Raw genomic sequence first — 16,964 nt, forward strand, 5'->3', positions numbered from 1 at the left:
CAAGCATAGCTTGTGCAGCTTGTTGTAATATGTTGTTCTTAGAGAAATTCATCATTTCTTTAGCCATATCTACATCTCTTACTCTGCTTTCTGCTGCTGTTAAGTTTTCTGATGTATTATTTAAGTTACTTATAGTATGTTCTAATCTATTTTGTAGAGCTCCTAAGCTTGATCTATGAGTTGATACATTTTCTATTGCTGAATCTAAAGCATCTGTAAGATCATTTGCTTTAGTTGTAGTTGTAACATCTAAAGTTGTACCTACAACCTTTAATGCAGCAGCATCCATAGTCTTTAATGAAATAGATATTGTTTGTCCTGAATTTGCTCCAACTTGAATATTTACTGTTGAAGATCCTGCTAATATATCTTGTTTATTGAATTGAGTTTGTTTAGCTATTCTAGTTATTTCTGAAGATAATTGATCTAACTCAGTTTTTATAGCAGCTCTATCAACTGATACATTTGTATCATTAGCACCTTGTACTGAAAGTTCTCTCATTCTTTGAAGAATGTTGTGAGTTTCATTTAAAGCACCTTCTGCTGTTTGAATTAATGAGATACCATCTTGAGAGTTTCTTGACGCTTGATCTAATCCTCTGATTTGTCCTCTCATTTTTTCTGATATTGCAAGTCCTGCAGCATCATCACCAGCTCTGTTTATTCTTAAACCTGAGCTTAATTTTTCCATTGACTTTCCTGCTGAATTTGTGTTCATTCCCATGTTTCTATGTGCATTTAATGCATTCATATTGTGGTTAATTATCATTTTTTATTCCTCCTTGATTTTAACTTGACATCCTTGTCATTTAATTTTATATTTAGAACTCCTACCATTTTGGTGGATAAATTCTCTATATAGAGTTTAAGTTGCTTAAGCTTATATTATAAATATCGTATATATTTACATAACTTTATATATTTTTATAAACTTTTTTATATTTTTGTGCTAAAAAAACTATTTATTCTTCTATTTTTTTCATAGGCATTATTAGCATTTTTAATATTATGAAGATTTCTAATTTCTTCTTTAACTTTTAATTTTTGATCCTCTATTGAAATCTTCAACTTACTATCCAAATCTAATAATCCCTTTGATATATATAAATCCTTTATTTTTTCTTTATTTATATCCTGTTGATCAAATAATTTATATATTAATGCTTCTCTTTTATCCATCAATTCATCAATCGGCAATTCATTTCGTAAATTAGTTATTATATCTTCAGTTACTTTTTTATAATCATCTAATATCATATGTATCATCACTTAATTCATTCCTAATTGCTGCATAAGATAACTTTGTTGAGAATTATATTTATTCATAATTGTCTCTAAAGTTGCATATTTACTATATAAAGCTTGCTCTCTTCTAGAAAAATCCTTTTCCATGTCCTTCATCTTTTGCTCATATTTTTCGATTGATTTAGTCAGTTCATTAGTATAAGCAGTAGAAGACCCCTCTAATCCAGCTTTATTCATTAATGGAGAAGAAACAGTTACAGATTCTTTATATAGGATATCTTTAACTCTTTGCATTAATCCTGTTTGTGCATACTTTTTACTATCTGAAAGACCTTCTGTAGTTGGTTTCGCTTTTATAAATAAATTCATTACTTCTTCGGTATTTTCTTCTAATGCTTTAGTTAATTTATCTTCATCTATTGTAAATGTTCCATTTTTAGTTCCTTGATAATCTTCTGTTGGTTTTATCCCTATCTTTTCTAAATTTAAACCAGACCCTTCAACAAAAGTCCTCATAGCTTGCTTTAAACTATTTGAAATTCTTGTTAAATCTGAATCTCTATTCAGTTGTCCCTTTTCAACTTTTTCATTCCATAGCTTAACTTCACTTTCTGACATTTCGCTTTTTTGCTCTGATGTTAGAGGATCGAAATCTCTATTCCTTTTTTCCATAGTTAAAGTGTTTAATTTTTCAATTAAAGTATTATAGTCATTTATAAAAGTAACTAACTTATCCTTAATATCTGTGACCTTTGTTTTTCCATTAACAGTAATTCCTTCTGATGGTATTTCTCCAGAAAACTTAAAAGTTACTCCATCTAATGTCACTAAGTTAGAATTTCCAGTATGAGTATATACCCCACCCTTACTATCCTTAAATACAATTTCTGCATCTTTACCTACAGAAGGTTCAATTGCATTTCCTAATGATTTATCCTTATCCATTACACTAACATTGACATCATAATCAGCACCAAGTTTGTTTGATGTTATCACTATATTACCACCAGCATTTATACTAGCTGTAACATTAGTGTTTTGATCTTTTAGCACTTTATTTAAATGATTCAATATATCATTGCTATCATTTTTGCCTGTTAAATCAATCATATTTCCATTAACAGATATTTTCCTATCCTTGATTGAGTTAATATCTAATGTATTAGTAGTTGAAGTCGCATCTACTCCTTTTTCAAATGCTCCGCCTTGTCCATTTATAAATATTTCTGGATCATCAACTCCACTTCCTAAAACTGTGCTACTAAAAGTTATCTTTCCATTATCATCTACTTCAGCTGTTAAATTCTTATCTTTTATTTTAATTTGTAATAATTTCTCTATATCTGAATATAGAAGAGTATCATCAATATCTATAGTAATTTCTTCACCTTTTATAAATATTTTTCCACCAGTTGCTTTTAAAGCATTAATTGTAAAATCAGAGCCAGTTACAGTTGCCGCTGTAGCATTTATCCCTTTATTAACTATTCCTTCATTATTAAAAGTTCCTCCAATTGTAAAAGTACTATCTTTTCCTAATACTGTAGATTCAAATATAAAACCTTTTTTATTTTTTTCTTCTCCTTCTTCTGTTCCTGCAAAATCACTATATCTTACAGATACATTTATTCCAGCCTCCCTTAATTCTTTATTTAAATTTTCAGCCCTATCTTTTTCTGTATCTCCGTTTAATTTAAACTCCTTACCATTTATATTAATTTTATCATCCTTATTTATTCCAGTTGTCAAAACTGTTTTAGCAGCTTTTGCAGTAGTCCCAGTTATAGTATAACTTCCTGGCTTTGCATCACTATTTCCTGTAACTGTTATTACATTTTCATTAGAAGAAGTAAATTTAGTAGTTGCCCAATTCTTACTTAATAGCAAACTATCACTTTTTGTAACATCAAAATATTTATTATAAAACTCCCTAGAATCTTTAATAACTTCTCTATAAAGTTTTTGTTTTATTTCTAAAATTTCTTTATCTTGACCTTTTCTATCTATCTTTACTCTATAAGGCTTCATGGAATCCTTAACTATTTGATCCATATCCAAGCCTGTTGCTAAACCTGTTATTCTCACTTATACACCCCCGATTTACAATTAATAATTCTTTCATTTTTTCAATTTTCCATTACTTCATTCTTTTAGATATTTCATATGCTTCATGCCATGTATTTCTCACATCTTCAATAACTGGCATAAGCTCGTCCATCATAACTAAATCTTTTTTTAGGTTTACTTCAAATAATCTTGTTTTTATAAATTCATATACTTGATATATTTGTTTTGCCCACTCACCTGCATTTTGATCTAAGCTTATCATTAGTTCTGTAAATATATCTTGAACTTTAACTAGATTTTCATGACTTTTTTTAATGTCTTTACTAACTAAAGCCTCTCTTGCTATTTTTGCAAATTTTACAGCTCCATCTACTAACATTAATAGTAATTGTTCTTTTGATGCGTAGTTTACGCTATTATTTTTATACACATTTAATGCATTATTGCCATACATTTTATTGTTTCCTCCTACTTTTTAACATCTAAAAAGGTGCCATAACCTATTGCATTTAAGTTTTCTTCTTTTTCACTATGAAGACTTATAGTGGGCTTTTCTAACTTTGTAGCATCAACAGTAAACTTATTTTGCTCCATTTGTTTTCTTTCTTCTTTTACATATTCATTGAAAAACTTTTTCTTTTGCTTTTCGCTATCTTTATTAATTGCTATGCTAGATTTTCTATGAACCTTACCATCTTTTGTTTTTTCATAAACCTTTTTCCTAAGATCTGTATCTATTTTATTTAGTAAGAAATTCATAGCACTTCCCCCTATTAAGCTTTTTTATCTATTGAAACACCAACTAGCTCCATCATTTTGGCTACTAGATCTAGTATCTTCTTAGGCGGACACTCCATAATAACTTCTTTAGTATCTTCATTTATTATTTTTACCATTACATCTCCAAGCTTTTCATGAACTGAATATTCTGCATAGGTATGCTCATCTTTTAAAAACTCATTTAATTTATCTATTGCTTTTATTACATCTTCTTTTTTATAATTTTTATCTTTAGCACTTACAGCTTCTACTACATCCTTGTTTTCTGAAACTTGCTTTATTTCTGGATTTTTAACTGTACTTAGGTTAACTTGTCCTCCTTGACTTGCAACCTTCATTTCCATTTTTAAAACACCACCTTGTTAATAATGAAAGAATTAGGAATGAAAAAATTGTGGTTATAATTCAGCAGTGCTGAATTATTTGATTAATTTCTTCAAGTTATTTGAAAGATACTTCAAATAACTTTTCATTTTTTCATTTTTCACTATTTCATTTCTCTTATTTTTTTCCTAGCATTTTTAATAGTTCTATATTCATTTTTGTTGCTTCTTTATTTTCATTTTGAACTTCTTCATAAAGTTCTTTTCTTAAAATAGTCATTTCTTTAGGTGCTTTTATTGCTAGTTTTACGCTGCCATCTTCTATTTTTGAAATGGATATTTCTATATCGTCACCTATTAAAATAGACTCTCCTTTTTTTCTTGTTATGACTAACAAATTTAACACACCTTTCTTACTTAAATACTTTTTCTTTTATGTTATATATTTCTTTATCTGAAATATATTGTTCCCCTTTTTGTTTTTTTATATTTATTACTAAAGGTGCTTTTAAATTTGCCGTTATTTCTTCTGCTTTAGAGTTTAATGTCACAATTGAATATAACATTACATCTTCTGGATTTTCTAAATTTAAGCTTTTTATTACTTCATCATTTAGTTTTATTTCATACTTATCATTTATAAAAAATGGAGAAATAATTATAAATCCTAATTCTTTATCTTCTATTGATTGTAAAATTTTAAATGGACTTTCATTTCCAACTTCTTTTATTATATATTTTTTCAAGTCATCGAATCCTGGAACTCCTTTTTCGAAACATATTATTTCATTTTCTTCATATATCATTTTCCCATGTATTGGTGATATTAATTCCATATTATATCTTCTCCTATCTTAGGAAATCTAAAAGTGATGGTTGTATTATTTTTGCACTTACTTGAAGTGAAGCCATATATACACTTTGTGCAACTGTTGCTTCTATATTCTTTTCAGCAAAGTCTATATCTTCTGTTTGTGATAAGATATCTTTTAAATTAAAATTTTGTTCTTCATTTTGATCTCCAGCTGATTCCATTCTATTTTGCTTTGCACCAACCTCTGCTCTTATCTTTAAAAGATTAGATATAGTTTCATCCATAGTTTTTAGATTTTCATTTGTTACTTTTCCACTAATACTTGGATCTTCTGAATCTATGTTATTTGTTATTTCTTTTAATAAGCCCATAACATTAACATCTGCTCCATTTTTATCTTTAAATAATAATAAATCTGTAGCTGATACATTGTAATCCATAGTTACTCCTTGTGAAACCTCTATCGTAAGCTTTTTATTTATCATGTTTATTTGATTTTGTACTGATTCATCTAAATTATCTAGTTCTAAAACTTCTCCATTACTTCCACTAAGATGAATAGAATTGTTACCAGTAGTTATATCTTTATTAGTTCCTATTGGTTTTGTACTTCCTTTAGTACCTGCAAAAATATATTTACCGTCAAAACTACTATTTAGTATTTGAGCTATCTCATTTACTTTTTCGTTCATTTCATCTTTTATTGCTTTTTTCTCATCACTTCCATATGCAGCATTACCAGCTGAAACCATTAGTTCTCTAAATCTTTGAAAGCTGTTACCTAATTGCTCTAGAGCAGTATCAGTAGTATCTAACCAGTTTGTAGTATCTTTTATATTCTCATTATATTGAGTATTAGCTCCTATATCTCTATGTAGCTGCATACTTCTTGCAACCTTGAAAGGATTATCAGAAGGTCTTCTAATTTCCTTTCCTGAAGTAAGCTGATCATTTAGTTTTTTCATATAACCTTGATTTCTACCAAGATCTCTTAAAAAGCTTTTACTCATCATTTGATTAGTAATTCTCATTTACTTCCTCCCCCTATCTCTTTAGTCCATTTATTATAACCTCTAAAAGTTCATCAACAGTTGCTATTATTTTTGCATTTGCATTATAGGCATGTTGGAACTGCACAAGATTTGCCATTTCTTCATCTAATGAAACACCTGAAACTGAAGCTCTACTTTCTTCTATGCTATATAATAAATCTTCTTGGTTTATTACCATTCTTTGAGCTTCTTGTGCTTGAACTCCTAATCTATCAATCGTATCCTTAAAGTAAGAATCCATTTTCATCCCTGATGTACTATTTTCAATTTTCAATCCATTATTTATAAGTGAATTACCACCTTTACTATTATCAAACAAATCTTTTCTAGATATTACTGTTTCATTTATATCTTGAATTCTTATTAGTGAATCTCTAAGTTGTGCTATTGCTAATGCTCTTGATCCATCACTATCTCCATCCATATTATTTTCATGAGTATATGGAAATAAATCATCATGAGTCTTAGTTTTTATTTTCATTACATCTTCTAGAATCTCTTTATTTACAGATATATTCTTAGCAGTAATTCCAGATTCCCCCACTAAAGTTTCATCTAAATTACTTAAGATACCATTACTTTTATACCTAGCAACATCTTTATTAACAAAGAATGGCATAAAGTCTTTTTCTGCTCCAGCAGTATTACTTAACGGATCCTCCATACCACTATGTATAGCATTTACTGAAAAGGCTATTGATTTTGCTAATTTATTTAATTGATTCATATAATCTTCTATATCTTTTTGTACTGATACTAAACCATTAACACTACCATTTTCAGGTTTAAACATCATAAGTTCTGAATAACTTACAACATCCCCATCCTTTATTGGATATCCATCCCCTCTTGCTGCCTGTCCAGACTTGTCAGCCCATATTATTCTATTATCTTTAATTTCTTTAGCTTGCTCTGGTGTTATCCCTGTTACTTTTAATGTTTGCTTATTAGATTCACTATCCATATTACCATTTTTATAATATGTAACTATATATGTCTTTCCTGAAAAATCACTTGAATCTAATTCAACATCTGTTACATATGAAAATCTTGCAACATCCCCATTTGGACTTGAATTTACTAAAAGGGGTGCTTTCATACTTCCTGTTTCTGTTGGCTTTAAATCTATTCCATTAAATTCTCTTTTATCTACTTGTATTCCAAACTTATAACTTAATTGATCTAACAATAAATCTCTTTTATCCATTAAGTCATTTGGTGTGTTTCCAGAAACAGTTACGCTAATTATTTCTTGATTTACTCTATCTAATTGCTCTAAAATACTATTTACTTCTGTAACAGAACTTTTTAACATATCTTGAGCATTAACTTGTAAGCTTTCAAGCTTTGTATATGTTGCATTTAAAGCATCTGTCAAAGCTGCCGTTTGCTGAGCTACTACAGTTCTTGCATTAGAACTGTTTGGTTGCTTTGATAACTCTTGAAATGCATCAAAGAATTTTCCCATTAAAGTTGATATACCAGTTTCTGATGGTTCATTAAAAACGCTTTCTACTTCATATAAAAAATTATTTCTTATATCATATTTCCCTAAAACAGCACTTTCGCCTCTTACTTGATAATCTAAGAAATTATCTCTTACTCTTTCTATTGCTTGAATTTGTGCACCTGTTCCAAGTTGCCCTGCTTGTACAGATGAACCCATTGATGTTCCACCAAAAGGTCTACTTGTTTCTATTTTTGCTCTTTGCCTTGAATATCCAACAGTATTGGAATTTGCAATATTATGAGATGTTACATCTATACTTTTTTGTTGTACATTCATTCCTCTTTTTGCTATATTAAATGTTGAAAATAATCCTGACATTTATTCACCTCCAGCTTCTTATTATCTTTTTATGCTTCCATAAGAGTTATAGGTTGGTATATCCCTTTTAGGATTTATTAAATTCAAAAGTTTATTTGTAAAACTTAGTTGTTGCTTTATTAACAAATCATTTGTATCTTTTTGAAGAATCATTTCATTCAATAGATTTTGTATCCTTCTATATCCATTTTCTAATTCTTCATCTTTAGAATTTAGTATAACTTCTTTTATGGACTGATTTCCTAATAATCGTCTTCTTCTTACTTCAATTTCAGCTACCTCTTTATTCTTTTGTTTTATATCTTCTACTATTGCTTCCATTTTAAATATATCTTTAGCTATAATTAATTTATATTGTTCATCTAATAGAACTAATAATTCTTTTAACTCTTTTTCTTCATCATTAAGTACATCTTTCAAATTGTTTATCATACTATTCTTTTCCTCTCATAGCATCTAACATACTTTTAGCAATAAGTTTTGCATCATAAGTATATGTTCCGTTATAGATACTATTTTTAACTTCTAAAACTTTTTTTCTATTATCAAAGTTTTTATTATCTATTGAATAATCATTTAATATCTTTGCTTCTTCTGATAATTCAATTCTGTCATAGTTTTCTTTCTTTTCTAACCTTTCAATTTTATTAGAAGTTACTTTATTATAATAGTTAATTCCATTTGTATATCCTATACCTTTAATATTCATAATTTCCTCCTAATAATACTTCTTATATTTATTTATCGGAATTGTTATTTATAAGTTTAGACGTTAATTTAAAAATGTTAAATCTATATTTTATATAGATCTTTAATAAGACCTTAAGTATTTTAACAATATTAATATATTTATCTTTGGATTATCTTGAAATAAATAAAATGAAACCTATATATAAACTCTTTTCAAGTGTCTATTATATAAGTTCCATTTTAAAATACTTAATTTTATGTATTATTTAAGTGTCCTTATTCTGTCAGCTCCACTTACAATGCTCGTTATTCTAACTCCAAAGTTCTCATCAACAACAACAACTTCTCCATAAGCTATCTTCTTACCATTTATTAATACCTCTACTGGTTCTTCTGCAAGTTTATCTAACTCTATTAAAGATCCTGTACTTAAATCTAATATATCCTTAATACTCTTTTTAGTTCTTCCTAAAACAACTGAAACTTCTAATGGAACATCTAATATTAAACCTATATTTTTATGTGATTCTCCAACAACATCTTGTGATAGAGGCTCAAAAGTAGCTCCGTGAACTTCTACAGGTTTTTCCACAATATTTTTAACTGCTTTTTCTTCCACAGCATTCATAATAGTTTTTTCTTCTATCTTATATTCTTCTTTATAAATATCTGAAGAATCATAACTATCATCTATTTCATTTGCAACTTCTTGATCTTCACCCATCATTATTGAAACTATCTTCTTTGCAGTATTTATAGGAAGTATTTGCATCATATTTGATTGAAGTAATCCTTCTATAGTTAAATCAAAACAAACCTCAACTATAGGTTCATCTTCAGGAATAGTTTCTGATATATTTTCATTAATATCCTTCCAAATCTTTGATTTAGGAGGTGATATATTAACTTCCCTTGCAAACATAGTTGCCATAGAAGTTGCTGCTGAGCCTATCATTTGATTCATTGCTTCTTGAACTGCACTAACTTCGATTTCTGATAACTCAGATGTATCAACCTTTCCATCTCCACCCATCATAAGATTAGCAATTACAGCTGCATCTATAGTTTGCATTATTAATATGTTTCTCCCAGTTATTCCAGAAACATATTCAACATCTAATATTATATTAGGATAATCAAATCCATCCTTTATTTCTTTTAATGTTGTAACCTTAACTTTAGGGGTTGTTATGTTTACTTGCCTATTTATAAGTTGATAAAGAGCTGTTGAAGCTGACCCCATGGAAATATTCCCTATTTCACCTAACAGATCTTTCTCTATTTCTGATATTAACTCTGGTTTTATACTATCTGCACCGCCATTTAACAATGAATCTATTTCTTCTTGAGACAAAAACCCATTACTCATTCTCAATCACATCCTTATCTAAAATATCTAAAAGTTGTATTCCCATATTTTTGCCTATAATTCCTGGTTTAGCTATAAAGCATTCTTCATTTTCTACAAAAACCCTTACAGGATCACTGTATTGAGAATTTAGTACTAAGACATCTCCATTAACTAACTCTAAAAAATCATCAACAGTTATCTCTGTTTTTCCAAGTTCAACATGCATATCCACTTCTACAGGATTTAAACCCTTTTTAAGCTTTTCTCTTGCTTCATCCTCAAACTCTGATTCATCAGTCTTAAACCAATATTGAACAACAAGCTTGTCTAGTACCTTTTCTACACTTAGGTAAGGAATACATAAATTCATATATGTTGTACTTTTACCTAACTCTACTAAAAAGCTAAGCAAAGCAACAGGCTCATTTGGTGCTAAAGTTTGATTAGCCGATGGATTAGTTTCAAGACCTTCAAATTCTGGTTTTACTTCTAATATCCCATCCCAAGCTAAAATTAAAGACTTAATCATTTCTGAAGTTATATTTGATAATATATTTTTATCTATTTCTGAAAACTCTTTTGCCTTTTCATCTCTATCGCCTGTTCCTCCTAAAAGTATATCTAATATTTGAAATGAAAATTGTGGATTCATTTCAAGCAATATATTTCCTTGTAGTGGTGGCATCTTAAATATAGTAAGTATAGTGGGATTAGGAATAGAGTGAACAAACTCTTCATATGTTATCTGCTCCACACTTTGGATATCTACTTTAACATGCTTTCTAAGTTGACCTGAAAGGTAATTACTTATTATTCTTGCAAAAGCATCATGAACCATTTCTAAAGTCCTAATGTGATCCTTAGAAAATTTCTGAGGACTTCTGAAGTCATACTTTTTTATTTTATGTTTTTCTTCTTTTTCTTTTAGCTGTTCTGGTTCAACATCTCCTGTAGATAGGGCAGAAAGAAGAGCATCTATTTCACTCTGACTTAAAACCTCTGCCATTTCTCTCCCTCATTTCCTAGTAATTTAGTAGCTTTTCTATATCTATAACTGTTAGTAATCTTCCTTCTAAGTCAATTACTCCTCTTATATAAACTTCGGTATTATGCGTTTCTAATCTTTGAAGCTTATCTTCATCTATATCTATTACTTCTTCAACTTCGTCTACAGATATACCTATTTCTTCTTCATCAACCTTTAATATTATTATGTTATTTTGTTCTTTTTTTGATTCTATATTAAGCAATAGATTAACATCAACTAAAGACTTTATGCTACCTCTTAGATTTATTAAACCTTTTATATAATCTGGAGCTTTTGGCACCCTTGTTATAGTCATCATATCATTGATACTTAATATTTTATCTGTCTCTACTGCAAAATGTTCTTCTCCTAATTTAAATATTACAAATTGCATTTAACTTGCCTCCTAAATAGTTTTAACCAACTACCTTTCTTATTGCTTCTAATACTCTATCTGCTTGGAATGGCTTTACAATAAAATCTTTTGCACCAGATTTAATTGCATCCATAACCATTGATTGTTGTCCCATTGCTGAACACATTATTATCTTTGCTTCTGAATCGAATGATCTTATTTCTTTCACTGCTTCAATTCCATCCATATCTGGCATAGTTATATCCATTGTAACAACATCTGGCTTTTCCTTTTTATATAAATTTACTGCTTCTATACCATTACAAGCTTCACCTACTACTTCAAATCCATTTTTTTGTAGTATATCCTTTATCATCATTCGCATAAAAGCTGCATCATCCACTATTAAAACTTTTGTCATTTTAATCCCTCCAAATTATCTTATTCCTAATGATTCTAAAATTTTTTCTAACGATCCTGGAGCCGGAACAAAATAAAAATGACCTTCTATTTTGTTATCTCCTTCTCCTATAAATAATGTTTCTATATCTAAAACATACTCTTCATGCTGTCCTGTTTCAACAAATGTTGAAATAAGTATTGCACTTAGCATATCATTAGCTACTGCAGGTACAGAGGCGGTTGCCTTTAATCCTGTAAAATTTGCAATTGCATTCATAAAAGATGAGGATATAATATTCCCAATTTCACCTATAACTGAAATGCCCATTTCAGTAAAGGTTTTTTCATCTTTATAAGTCATTTTTGATATCATATTTAATGCTACGTCTTCTTCAAATATATAAAGAACACTTCCAGGAATATCATCAAGCACTTTCACCAATACAGCTACAACTTCATTTTCTTTGCAACTATTAAATAGCTCATCGAATTCTATTATGTTCATATTAGGAACTGACATATCAATCTTAGTTCCAAGTAACATTGACAAAGCCGTCGCTGAATTTCCTGCTCCTATATTAGAAACTTCCCTTAATGCATCCAATTGAAATGAAGTTAAATTCTTGTATTCCATAAAAATCCTCCCTTCTATATCAATGCCGCCACATCAAGAATTAATGTTACTAATCCATTTCCAAGTATTGTAGCTCCAATATATTCTTTTAAGGATCTTAAAGTCTTTCCTAAAGGCTTAATTACTATTTCTTGTTGACCGAATAATGAATCAACAAGTAATCCTACTGTTTTTTCTCCAATTTTTACTATAATAATAAATTTCTTTTTACTTTCTTTATTATCTATTCCAAGTCTTTCATTTAATCTTATAAGAGGTATAATACTATCTCTATAAACTATTACTTCCTCTCCATTTGTCTTTTTAACATTTTCTCCTTTATAGTCTATAACTCTATCTATAAATCCTAATGATATAGCAAGAGTTTCATTACCTACCTTAACTAAAAGGGCTTGTATTATTTGAAGTGTTAGAGGTAATTTTATAATAAAGCTTGATCCTTCTCCTTCTTTACTAACAACATCTACAGTACCTCCTAGTGATGAAATTTTTGTCTTAACAACATCCATTCCAACGCCTCTACCTGATATATCCGTAACCACAGTATTTGTGCTAAAACCTTGAGCAAATATTAAGTTTCTAATATCATTATTACTTAATCCCTCTGTATTTATTCCAACTTTTTCAGCTTTAGCTTTTACTTTTTCAAGATTTATTCCTGCCCCATCATCAGTAACCTTTATTAAAGCCTTAGTTCCTTCTTGATAAGCAACTAATTTTATTGTTCCAACAGGATCTTTTCCATTTGCAATTCTTTCTTCTTTACTTTCTATACCATGATCTGCAGCATTTCTTAAAAGATGTATTAATGGTTCTCCAATTTCATCTATAACAGTTCTATCTAATTCTGTTTCAGATCCTTCTATAATGAAATTTATCTCTTTTTTAAGTTCTACAGATAAATCTCTTATCATTCTAGGAAATCTATTAAATACTACTTCTAAAGGAAGCATTCTTATTTTCATAACTAAATCTTGAAGATCCGATGTAGTCCTCTCAACTTGCTCTAATGTTTCTATAAGTTCCTGAGATTTATCATTTATTACAATTTGCTCTAACCTAGTCCTATATATAACAAGCTCTGATACCATGTTCATAAGCTTATCTATTCTTTGTAAATCAACTCTAACTGATTGATGAGCTTTCTTATTATTATCTTTTTTCTTTTCTTGCTTTTCTACTTTATTGCTTGATATATTATCCTTTATGTGAATTTTCTCCAGCTCACTTACTATTTCATCTTGTACATTAATTTTCTCATCTTGATTAACATCTTCAATAGAAACATAAGATGTTACTACTTTTCTTACTTCTGAAATATTATTTGTTATTTCTTCAATTTCTTCTTTTGATTTAGTAGTTATTAAAACAAATATTAATTGTGTATCAAACTGCTCGTTTTCTATATCTTCTGTAGAAGGAAAAGATTTTAATATTTCCCCTTGTGTTTCAAGCTCTTGAACTATTAAAAACGCTCTCGCTGATTTTAATAATGTATCCTCTCTTAATGTTATTTCAACATTAACTCCATTAAATCCATTTTGCTTTGCTTGCTTTAAAACTGATAAATCATATTCATTTAATGCTATATTAATAAACTCTTTTGATACTTCATTATTTTTATCATTATTTTTTTCTGTTATTTCTTCTTGTTTATTTGTTGATACCTTTTCATTGCCAACGTTTTCCAAGGAATTCATTATATCTTCTATTTCAACTTCTTCGTCATTGCCTTCCTCTATATTGCTAACCATTCTTTCTAAAGTATCTAAACATTCAAATAAAACTGTAACGACATTTCTACTAACTTGTAACTTTCCCTCTCTAAACTTTGATAGCACGTCTTCCATCTTATGAGTTAACTCAGCTATATTACTAAATCCCATAGTTGCAGCCATACCCTTTATCGTATGTGCTACTCTAAATATTTCATTAACTTTATCTATATTATCAGGTTCTTGCTCTAAATCTAATAAAGCTTCATTTAAGGTTTGTAAGTTATCCATTGACTCTTCTAAAAACATTCCCATATATTGAGATACATCCATTTTATTCACCCCTTATACTCTTTTATAAATAAAAGTAGAAACTTTTTCTAATTCATACTCTTTATAGTTATAAATACTTTCTGTGGCTCCAACAAATAGAAGCCCACCTTTTTTTAAAGAGTTTGAAAAATTTTTAAATATCTCTTTTTTAACATCATTTTTAAAATATATTATTACATTCCTACATACTATCAAATCAAAATCTTTTTCATAATTATCTAAAATCAAGTCATGTTTTTTAAATATAACCATAGATTTTATCTTATCATTTATTATGTACTTATCTTTTTCTAATTTAAAATACTTTTTTTTATAATCTTCGCCTATATTTTTCATTTCTGCTTCTACAAATTCCCCAAGCTTTGCCCTTTTTAATATAGTATTATCTATATCAGTTGCAATTATAGTATTCCTTCCTATGGGATTTAGATCATTTAACATCATTGCAATACTATATGGCTCACAGCCTATGGAACATGCAGCACTCCAAATCTTCAACTTATCATTATGTAAAAGATAAGATTTCAAAGTTTTTTCTAATTCTTTGAATAATTCTGGATTTCTAAAAAATTCTGTAACATTTATAGTTATAAAATCTAAAAATCTTTGTCTTTCTTTATTATCAGATCGCAAAAGTTTTTTATAATCCTCTAATGATTTTATATCTATTCTTGACATTAAGCTTCCAATTCTTCTATTTAATTGTTCTTGCTTATATGCATTTAAATTAATATTGAACTCTCTATATATCCAATTGTGAAATTCCGTAAAGTCCATATATCCTCCTAAGTTGCATTAACTAAGCCTCTTATCTTTGCTGCAATATTGTTTATAGAAAGTACATAATCTACACATCCTGTTTCATAAGATACTTTAGGCATCCCATAAATAACAGAACTTTCTTCATCTTGTGCTATAGTTATGCCTTTATTCATTTTTACAACTACAGTTCCTTCTGCTCCATCTTTTCCCATACCTGTTAGTACAACAGATATTACTCTACTACCATATATAGTGGATGCTGATATAAATAATTTATCTACAGCAGGCCTCACTCCCCAGATTGGCGCCTCAGTATTAAGCTTTAAAATACCCAATTTTTGGACCACCATGTGAAATCCACCTGGAGCAATATATATTTTATTTTTCTCTATCTTCATTCCATCTTCAGCTTCTAAAACATTTAATGAGCATTTCTTATTTAACCTTTCAGCAAATGCTTTTGTAAATCCACTTGGCATATGCTGAACAACTAAAACAGATACATTTAAGTCTGTAGTTAATTCTGTAATTAATCTTTCTATGGCCTTTGGTCCACCCGTTGATGAACCTATTAAAATTATATCCCGCCTGTTATTTATGTCATTATGTATCAATAGTGCATCCACCCCCTATAGTCTTTTTAGACTATTCCCAATACTCTTAATTGTAACTGCACCATCTTCACTTTCTAAAATCATAGTTCTTCCTTTGTTTCCTCCTATATCTTCTCCTATTATCGGAATAGATATTTTTTTTATAGCTTCAATTGCAGCAACACTATTTCTTTTCCCTACATCACTAATTATCTTTTTATCAGGGAAATTAAACATTGATGCTCCACCTGCAATCTTAGCTACAATATTATCTTTTCTACATCCAAGAGATAGCATTTTTTCTAGTAAAGTTTGAACTCCTAAATCTGCATATTTAAAAGGATTTAATATATTCTTGAATTGTGTACTATCTGGCAACATTATGTGAACAAGTCCTGCGATTTTTTTTTCTTTATCATATAAGGCTATTCCAACACATGATCCAAGTCCCATAGTTATTAGTTTATCTGGGGCAGATACAATAGCTCCATCAGCTATGCCAACTCTAACCTCTTTTTTATCTTCCAATTTTGTCACCCCTGAAAAATACTCTCTTCTTCTTCTAATGTTAATATTTTTTCTAAATCTAACATTATAATTATACTATCATTTTTCTTTATTAACCCTTTTATATATTTCTTTGATATTAAAGTTGAAAGACTCTCTGGATTATTTATTTCCTCATCAAATATACTTAGAACTTCACTAACACTATCTACTGATATTCCAAATTTCCCTGTATCTCTTTTTACAACTATTATTTTCTTGTCTAAACTATTTTCTAATTTTAATTTAAATTTATTTACAAGATTTATAATAGGTAAAACTCCATTTTCATAGTTAATTACACCATCTAAAAAACTTGGTGAATCTGGTAAAATTGTCGGTTGCTCATAACCTAAAATTCTCTCTACTTCCATTATATCAGTAGCATAGAATTCATGACCTAGTTTAAAAACTAAAATTTTTATCTCCTTCATTTCCATTTTCCTC

At 28.8% G+C, this 16,964-nt stretch carries 22 protein-coding genes; all 22 read right to left on the reverse strand.

Features of this window, described 5'->3' with window-relative positions:
* The coding region (locus J7M87_RS01005; protein ID WP_291647792.1) for a flagellin at positions 1-769 on the reverse strand (769 nt) is incomplete at its 3' end.
* Between the two features lie 167 nt (positions 770-936).
* Positions 937-1,257 (reverse strand): flagellar protein FliT, encoded by a 321-nt coding sequence (locus tag J7M87_RS01010; RefSeq protein ID WP_291647794.1) that lies wholly within the window; start codon positions 1,255-1,257, stop codon positions 937-939.
* 12 nt (positions 1,258-1,269) lie between these two features.
* A complete protein-coding gene (gene fliD / locus J7M87_RS01015) occupies positions 1,270-3,330 on the reverse strand; it encodes a flagellar filament capping protein FliD (RefSeq protein WP_291647795.1) in 2,061 nt (686 codons plus the stop codon).
* Between the two features lie 52 nt (positions 3,331-3,382).
* Complete coding sequence (fliS, locus tag J7M87_RS01020; protein ID WP_291647797.1) at positions 3,383-3,766, reverse strand: flagellar export chaperone FliS; 384 nt, start codon at positions 3,764-3,766, stop codon at positions 3,383-3,385.
* Positions 3,767-3,780: 14 nt separating this feature from the next.
* Positions 3,781-4,071, reverse strand: coding sequence for a hypothetical protein (locus tag J7M87_RS01025; RefSeq protein WP_291647799.1), 291 nt, complete (start codon positions 4,069-4,071; stop codon positions 3,781-3,783).
* Between the two features lie 14 nt (positions 4,072-4,085).
* Positions 4,086-4,436: a flagellar protein FlaG gene (locus tag J7M87_RS01030; RefSeq protein ID WP_291647800.1), complete on the reverse strand. Its 351-nt coding sequence runs from the start codon at positions 4,434-4,436 to the stop codon at positions 4,086-4,088.
* Positions 4,437-4,593: 157 nt separating this feature from the next.
* On the reverse strand, positions 4,594-4,812 hold the full coding sequence (csrA, locus tag J7M87_RS01035) for a carbon storage regulator CsrA (protein WP_035285103.1): 219 nt from the start codon (positions 4,810-4,812) through the stop codon (positions 4,594-4,596).
* A gap of 16 nt (positions 4,813-4,828) precedes the next feature.
* A complete protein-coding gene (gene fliW / locus J7M87_RS01040; RefSeq protein ID WP_291647804.1) occupies positions 4,829-5,251 on the reverse strand; it encodes a flagellar assembly protein FliW in 423 nt (140 codons plus the stop codon).
* Between the two features lie 13 nt (positions 5,252-5,264).
* Complete coding sequence (flgL, locus tag J7M87_RS01045; RefSeq protein WP_291647806.1) at positions 5,265-6,260, reverse strand: flagellar hook-associated protein FlgL; 996 nt, start codon at positions 6,258-6,260, stop codon at positions 5,265-5,267.
* 13 nt (positions 6,261-6,273) lie between these two features.
* Positions 6,274-8,109 carry a flagellar hook-associated protein FlgK gene (gene flgK, locus J7M87_RS01050; RefSeq protein WP_291647808.1) on the reverse strand — a complete coding sequence of 612 codons (1,836 nt, stop codon included), beginning with the start codon at positions 8,107-8,109 and terminating at the stop codon, positions 6,274-6,276.
* A gap of 21 nt (positions 8,110-8,130) precedes the next feature.
* Positions 8,131-8,541, reverse strand: a complete 411-nt coding sequence (gene flgN, locus J7M87_RS01055) for a flagellar export chaperone FlgN (RefSeq protein WP_291647811.1) — start codon at positions 8,539-8,541, stop codon at positions 8,131-8,133.
* A gap of 1 nt (position 8,542) precedes the next feature.
* Positions 8,543-8,818 carry a flagellar biosynthesis anti-sigma factor FlgM gene (locus tag J7M87_RS01060; RefSeq protein ID WP_291647812.1) on the reverse strand — a complete coding sequence of 92 codons (276 nt, stop codon included), beginning with the start codon at positions 8,816-8,818 and terminating at the stop codon, positions 8,543-8,545.
* 243 nt (positions 8,819-9,061) lie between these two features.
* Positions 9,062-10,168 (reverse strand): flagellar motor switch phosphatase FliY, encoded by a 1,107-nt coding sequence (gene fliY / locus J7M87_RS01065; protein WP_291647814.1) that lies wholly within the window; start codon positions 10,166-10,168, stop codon positions 9,062-9,064.
* Entirely contained in the window at positions 10,161-11,156 is a 996-nt protein-coding gene (fliM, locus tag J7M87_RS01070; protein WP_291647817.1) for a flagellar motor switch protein FliM, read from the reverse strand. The genes fliY and fliM overlap by 8 nt, the downstream gene beginning before the upstream one ends.
* Positions 11,157-11,172: 16 nt before the next feature.
* Positions 11,173-11,571 carry a chemotaxis protein CheW gene (locus J7M87_RS01075; protein WP_291647819.1) on the reverse strand — a complete coding sequence of 133 codons (399 nt, stop codon included), beginning with the start codon at positions 11,569-11,571 and terminating at the stop codon, positions 11,173-11,175.
* A gap of 22 nt (positions 11,572-11,593) precedes the next feature.
* Complete coding sequence (locus tag J7M87_RS01080; RefSeq protein WP_291647822.1) at positions 11,594-11,953, reverse strand: response regulator; 360 nt, start codon at positions 11,951-11,953, stop codon at positions 11,594-11,596.
* A 15-nt stretch (positions 11,954-11,968) separates the two neighbouring features.
* Positions 11,969-12,568, reverse strand: a complete 600-nt coding sequence (locus J7M87_RS01085) for a chemotaxis protein CheC (protein ID WP_291647824.1) — start codon at positions 12,566-12,568, stop codon at positions 11,969-11,971.
* 14 nt (positions 12,569-12,582) lie between these two features.
* A complete protein-coding gene (locus J7M87_RS01090) occupies positions 12,583-14,616 on the reverse strand; it encodes a chemotaxis protein CheA (protein ID WP_291647826.1) in 2,034 nt (677 codons plus the stop codon).
* A gap of 12 nt (positions 14,617-14,628) precedes the next feature.
* On the reverse strand, positions 14,629-15,393 hold the full coding sequence (locus J7M87_RS01095; protein ID WP_291647828.1) for a protein-glutamate O-methyltransferase CheR: 765 nt from the start codon (positions 15,391-15,393) through the stop codon (positions 14,629-14,631).
* 8 nt (positions 15,394-15,401) lie between these two features.
* Complete coding sequence (locus J7M87_RS01100) at positions 15,402-15,992, reverse strand: CheB methylesterase domain-containing protein (protein WP_291647830.1); 591 nt, start codon at positions 15,990-15,992, stop codon at positions 15,402-15,404.
* A 15-nt stretch (positions 15,993-16,007) separates the two neighbouring features.
* Positions 16,008-16,508 carry a chemotaxis protein CheD gene (locus J7M87_RS01105; RefSeq protein ID WP_291647832.1) on the reverse strand — a complete coding sequence of 167 codons (501 nt, stop codon included), beginning with the start codon at positions 16,506-16,508 and terminating at the stop codon, positions 16,008-16,010.
* On the reverse strand, positions 16,505-16,957 hold the full coding sequence (locus J7M87_RS01110; RefSeq protein ID WP_291647834.1) for a chemotaxis protein CheW: 453 nt from the start codon (positions 16,955-16,957) through the stop codon (positions 16,505-16,507). The genes J7M87_RS01105 and J7M87_RS01110 overlap by 4 nt, the downstream gene beginning before the upstream one ends.
* Positions 16,958-16,964: the final 7 nt, after the last annotated feature.

Origin of the sequence: Clostridium sp. (assembly GCF_017888565.1) — a bacterium.
GTDB lineage: Bacteria > Bacillota > Clostridia > Clostridiales > Clostridiaceae > Clostridium.

What these genes read in the sequence shown, in the direction of transcription:
- J7M87_RS01085 (WP_291647824.1), bottom strand. Translation starts at nt 12,568, where the DNA reads ATGGAATACAAGAATTTAACTTCATTTCAATTGGATGCATTAAGGGAA.
- J7M87_RS01075 (WP_291647819.1), bottom strand. Translation starts at nt 11,571, where the DNA reads ATGCAATTTGTAATATTTAAATTAGGAGAAGAACATTTTGCAGTAGAG.
- flgK (WP_291647808.1), bottom strand. Translation starts at nt 8,109, where the DNA reads ATGTCAGGATTATTTTCAACATTTAATATAGCAAAAAGAGGAATGAAT.
- J7M87_RS01025 (WP_291647799.1), bottom strand. Translation starts at nt 4,071, where the DNA reads ATGAATTTCTTACTAAATAAAATAGATACAGATCTTAGGAAAAAGGTT.
- J7M87_RS01060 (WP_291647812.1), bottom strand. Translation starts at nt 8,818, where the DNA reads ATGAATATTAAAGGTATAGGATATACAAATGGAATTAACTATTATAAT.
- fliY (WP_291647814.1), bottom strand. Translation starts at nt 10,168, where the DNA reads ATGAGTAATGGGTTTTTGTCTCAAGAAGAAATAGATTCATTGTTAAAT.
- flgL (WP_291647806.1), bottom strand. Translation starts at nt 6,260, where the DNA reads ATGAGAATTACTAATCAAATGATGAGTAAAAGCTTTTTAAGAGATCTT.
- fliS (WP_291647797.1), bottom strand. Translation starts at nt 3,766, where the DNA reads ATGTATGGCAATAATGCATTAAATGTGTATAAAAATAATAGCGTAAAC.
- J7M87_RS01010 (WP_291647794.1), bottom strand. Translation starts at nt 1,257, where the DNA reads ATGATATTAGATGATTATAAAAAAGTAACTGAAGATATAATAACTAAT.
- J7M87_RS01095 (WP_291647828.1), bottom strand. Translation starts at nt 15,393, where the DNA reads ATGGACTTTACGGAATTTCACAATTGGATATATAGAGAGTTCAATATT.
- J7M87_RS01090 (WP_291647826.1), bottom strand. Translation starts at nt 14,616, where the DNA reads ATGGATGTATCTCAATATATGGGAATGTTTTTAGAAGAGTCAATGGAT.
- J7M87_RS01030 (WP_291647800.1), bottom strand. Translation starts at nt 4,436, where the DNA reads ATGGAAATGAAGGTTGCAAGTCAAGGAGGACAAGTTAACCTAAGTACA.
- J7M87_RS01110 (WP_291647834.1), bottom strand. Translation starts at nt 16,957, where the DNA reads ATGGAAATGAAGGAGATAAAAATTTTAGTTTTTAAACTAGGTCATGAA.
- fliW (WP_291647804.1), bottom strand. Translation starts at nt 5,251, where the DNA reads ATGGAATTAATATCACCAATACATGGGAAAATGATATATGAAGAAAAT.
- fliM (WP_291647817.1), bottom strand. Translation starts at nt 11,156, where the DNA reads ATGGCAGAGGTTTTAAGTCAGAGTGAAATAGATGCTCTTCTTTCTGCC.
- J7M87_RS01080 (WP_291647822.1), bottom strand. Translation starts at nt 11,953, where the DNA reads ATGACAAAAGTTTTAATAGTGGATGATGCAGCTTTTATGCGAATGATG.
- flgN (WP_291647811.1), bottom strand. Translation starts at nt 8,541, where the DNA reads ATGATAAACAATTTGAAAGATGTACTTAATGATGAAGAAAAAGAGTTA.